The organism is Streptomyces anandii JCM 4720, assembly GCF_014650655.1.
GTDB lineage: Bacteria > Actinomycetota > Actinomycetes > Streptomycetales > Streptomycetaceae > Streptomyces > Streptomyces anandii.
Genome location: NZ_BMVJ01000032.1, coordinates 51,535 through 55,575 on the forward strand (window position 1 = coordinate 51,535; position 4,041 = coordinate 55,575).

At 75.2% G+C, this 4,041-nt stretch carries 2 protein-coding genes and 2 pseudogenes; 1 reads left to right on the forward strand and 3 read right to left on the reverse strand.

Features of this window, described 5'->3' with window-relative positions; all coding sequences use genetic code 11:
- Both IE249_RS39285 and IE249_RS33120 read right to left on the reverse strand, forming a co-directional pair.
- A pseudogene (locus IE249_RS39285) lies at positions 1-328 on the reverse strand (GNAT family N-acetyltransferase); the annotation flags it as partial.
- Positions 329-358: 30 nt separating this feature from the next.
- The gene (locus IE249_RS33120) at positions 359-1,207 is read right to left on the reverse strand and encodes a GNAT family N-acetyltransferase (protein ID WP_189710838.1); all 849 of its coding nucleotides are present in this window, start codon (positions 1,205-1,207) and stop codon (positions 359-361) included.
- Positions 1,208-1,393: 186 nt separating this feature from the next.
- Between IE249_RS33120 and IE249_RS33125 the strand changes: the two genes are divergently transcribed.
- Positions 1,394-3,307 carry a SpoIIE family protein phosphatase gene (locus tag IE249_RS33125; RefSeq protein WP_189710840.1) on the forward strand — a complete coding sequence of 638 codons (1,914 nt, stop codon included), beginning with the start codon at positions 1,394-1,396 and terminating at the stop codon, positions 3,305-3,307.
- Between the two features lie 598 nt (positions 3,308-3,905).
- Here the strand turns inward: IE249_RS33125 and IE249_RS33130 are convergent.
- Positions 3,906-4,041, reverse strand: a pseudogene (locus IE249_RS33130) (flavodoxin-dependent (E)-4-hydroxy-3-methylbut-2-enyl-diphosphate synthase); the annotation flags it as partial.

Here is a 4,041-nt window from a genome sequence, read left to right on the forward strand (position 1 = left end):
TCACGAAGGACCCGTCGAGCCAGTCGTCGTGGCCGCGGGCGCGCAGGTAGGGCTCGACGACGGTGGACCACCAGTGGGTGCGGTCGTTGGGCATGCCGTAGACGAAGCCGACGAGGCGGTCCTCCGAGGTGGTGGCGCCGAGCGCGCGGGCGCCCGGGTACGTCATGTGGCGCAGCACGATCTGCCGGCGTACGGCGACCTCGTCGGCGCCGAGGCCGAAGGCCAGGGCCTGCACGGCGAGCGCCTCGTCGACACGGGCGGGCAGGTCGAGGGGGCCGATCACGACGTCGTCGGTACGGCGGGGTGCGTGACCGGGGATGTGGGGCATGCCGGGGAGACTACCCGGCTCGCACCGGCCTCAGAACAGCACGCTCATGAACGCGCCGACCTCCTGGAAGCCCACCCTCCGGTAGGTCCGGCGGGCCGGGGTGTTGAAGTCGTTGACGTAGAGACTCACCACGGGGGCCACGTCGGCGAGCGCGTAACGCAGCACCGCCGCCATGCCGGGTGCGGCCAGGCCCCGGCCGCGGTACTCGGGGGCCACCCACACGCCCTGGATCTGGCAGGCCCGGTCGGTGGCCGCGCCGATCTCGGCCTTGAACATCACCTTGCCGTGCTCGTCGAGGCGGGCGAAGGAGCGGCCGGCGCCGACGAGTTCGGCGACCCTGGCCTGGTAGAGCAGGCCGCCGTCGCCGGCCAGCGGGGAGACGCCGACCTCCTCGGTGAACATCGCCACGCAGGCCGGCAGGATCGTCTCCATCTCGTCCTTGCGGATGCGGCGGACGTAGGGGTCGGGGGCGATGTCGGCGGACAGGCGGTCGGTGACCATGAGCGGCTGGTGGGCGCGGACCTCGCGGGCGGGGCCCCAGCTGGGTTCCAGCAGCCGCCACAGCTGGGCCGTGGAGTCGGCGGGGCCGACGATCGAGGAGCAGCGGCGGCCGGCCCGGCGGGCCCGGTCGGCGAAGGCGCGCACGGCGCGCGGGCCGGCGCAGATCGGCACGAGGTTGGCGCCCGCGTAGCACAGCGAGGTCAGCATGCCGGCCTCGTACCAGCCCCACATCTCGCCGCCGAGCCGCCACGGGTCGAGCCCGGCGACCTGTACGCGGGACGTCACGAAGGCGTTCGCGACGGGCTCGCGGTCGAGGACCGCGAGCGCGGCGTCCAGGTCACTCGGTTCGAGCACCCGTGAGGTGGTCTGGGTCAACACGTGTGCGGGGCCTCACGCTGGGGGTTTGGCTGATCTCCGCACTGTACCCGCCGAATCTGAGCGGCGCCGCCCCCCGGGGGAACCCCCTGGAGGGCACCGGAAGCGGGGGTGCGCGAGGGGGCATGGGACGTCCGGCGGGGGCAACGCGGTGCCCTGAGGGAGAGCGTGCGGGACAATCCGGACAGAATGGTGCGGTACCCAGCTGTCGAGGGCTTCGGGAGAGCGGTGATCGCGGTGGAGTCGGACCTCCCGTACGCCGTGCTGCGCGACCTCGGCGCCGGAGTCCTCGCCCTCGACACCGCCGGGCTGATCACCTACGTCAATCCCTGGGCCCTGCGTCTGCTGGGCCGCACCGAGGCCGGGATGCTGGGCCGCGACGCGCACGACCTGCTGCACCGCGGGCCCGACGGCGGCCCGGTGCCGCGCGAGCAGTGCACGATGCGGGCGCCCCTGCACGACAGCCGGGATCCCGGGGAGGGCAGCGAGGAGTACTTCCTGCGGGCCGACGGCACGCTCGTGCCCATCATCTGGTCGACCACTCCCCTGGTGCTCGACGGCAGGCCGGCCGGACTGGTGGTCGTCTTCAGCGACTTCAGCCTGCACCGGGACGCCGAGGCGCGGGCGGCGGCGCACACCGCGGCCCTGGAGGCGCTGACCGACCGGCTGAACCTGCTGGCGAACGTCTCCACGGTGCTGATGTCCACCTGGGACACCTCCGGCCGGCTGCGCAGGCTGCTCGGGCTGCTGGTCCCGGAGCTGGGCGACTGGGCGGCGGTGGACCTCTACGGGCGGCGCTCGGGGGCCCTGCAGCGGATCGCCGTACGCAGTCACGCGCGCCGGCGGCGGGCCAGGCGGCTGGAGGGGCCGCTGCCGCCGCTGACGGACAAGGGCCGTTCGGCGCTGGCGCGGGCCGCCGACTCGGGCGAGCCCGTGCTGCTGGGCGCGGCCGGGCTGCGGGAGGATGACGCGCCGTTCGCCCCCACCCACCGGGTGCTGTTCGACCGGCTCGGCGGCCACTCTGCCGTCGTGGTCCCGCTGCGCGCCCGCGGGCAGCAGTACGGCATGCTCACCCTGGCCCGCACCGGCGACTCCCCCGCGCCCTCGGACGCCGAGGTCCGCCTGCTGTCCGACATCGGCCGGCGGGTGGCCCTGGTGATGGACAACGCCCGGCTCTACGCCGAGCAGCGCAATGTCGCCGAGACCATGCAGCGCCAGTTGCTCGCCCCGCTCCCGCAGGTCGACCACCTGCGGATGGCCGCGCGCTATCTGCCCGCGCAGAGCGCCATGGAGATCGGCGGCGACTGGTACGACGCCTTCCTGCTCTCCGACGGGGTGATGGCCCTGGTGATCGGGGACGTGGTCGGCCACGACCTGCAGGCCGCCGCGCACATGGCCGAAGTGCGCAACATGCTGCGCGCGCTGGCCTGGGACCACCGGGAGCCGCCCAGCCTGATCATGCGCCGGCTGGACGAGGCGGTGACCAACACCAGTGACGCGCCGATGGCCACCCTCGTCTTCGCCCGTATCGAGGGCCCGGAGGGCGGTCCGTGGCGGCTGCACTGGGTCAACGCCGGGCATCCGCCGCCGCTGCTGGTCACCCGCGAGGGCCAGACGCGGTTCCTGGAGGGCGGGCACGGGCCGCTGATCGGCATGAGCGCCACCCTTCACCTGGGGCTCAACTGGCCCGACGCCCGCGAGGAGTTGCCCCCCGAGTGCACCCTGCTGCTCTACACCGACGGCCTGGTGGAGAGCCGGGGCCGCCCGATCGACCTGGGCATGGCCAAGCTGCGCGACCACGCCTCGGTGCTGGCGCGGCGGATGGCCGGCGCGACCGTGGACGCCTTCTGCGACGAACTGCTGCAACGCATCGCGCCGAGCGGCGACGACGTCGCGCTGCTCGCCCTGCGCCTGCCGGCCGCCGGCGCGGGCGCCCCCGGCGACTCCTGCCCCCCGCCGCCCCCGCAGTCCCCGTACAGCCCGGCAGCCCCGGACCGCTCCGCCCCCGGCTCCCTCCAGGAGAACCCCCCGGTCGACGACCCGACCCGCGAAGTCCGCGAGACCCTGCTGGGCAAGACCCCGGAAAACAACGAAGAACGGTGAACACCCAGGAACCGGCCGACCGGGTCCGTCGACTCCCGCCGGCCGCGCTCAGCCCGGCGCGCCGGCTCAAAGCCCTGTGGGGCGAGGCCTCGCGGGGCCGTGCCTCAGCCCGGCCGGACCGGCCCGAGGCCCCGCGGGACGGTCCCCGGCGGTGAAGCGTTGCGGGGCGAGACGAGCGGCCGGCAGCGACAAGGGCGGTCGGCCGCTACGCGAGCGGCCGGTGACCGGCCGGATGCGGCCGCCGGCCCCCGCCCGTGCCCGCTCGGACCGGTCCGTGACGAGAACGGTGGCCGGCCGGGGGGCGGGGAACGCGGTCCCGCCCGTCCCCCCTTCCGAACAGCCGAGCCGAGACCGGTCGCGGCCGGTGCCGGATGCGACCGTCGGCACGCCCGCCTGCCCGCTCGCCCCGGCTCCGCCGCACGGTCCGCGCCGGGCGGGTGGTCGACGGCGTGGGGACACCGGTCTCCGCCCGTCCCGGCGGGCGCCGCCCGCTCGCCCCGGCCCCACCGGGGGCCCGCGCCGGGGCCGGCGGTCGGCCGGGTGGGGGACGCCGGTTCCGCCGCTCCCGGCCCCGCCGGGCCGTCCCCGTCCGTTCCGTTCAGCCTGCGACGGTGATTTCGGGTTCGCCAGAGGGGATTCCCTCGGTCTGCATGTGCTCGGCGAGCTTCATGGCCTCCTCGATGAGGGTCTCCACGATCTTCGACTCGGGCACCGTCTTGATGACCTCGCCCTTG

What these genes read in the sequence shown, in the direction of transcription:
- IE249_RS33125 (WP_189710840.1), top strand. Translation starts at nt 1,394, where the DNA reads ATGGTGCGGTACCCAGCTGTCGAGGGCTTCGGGAGAGCGGTGATCGCG.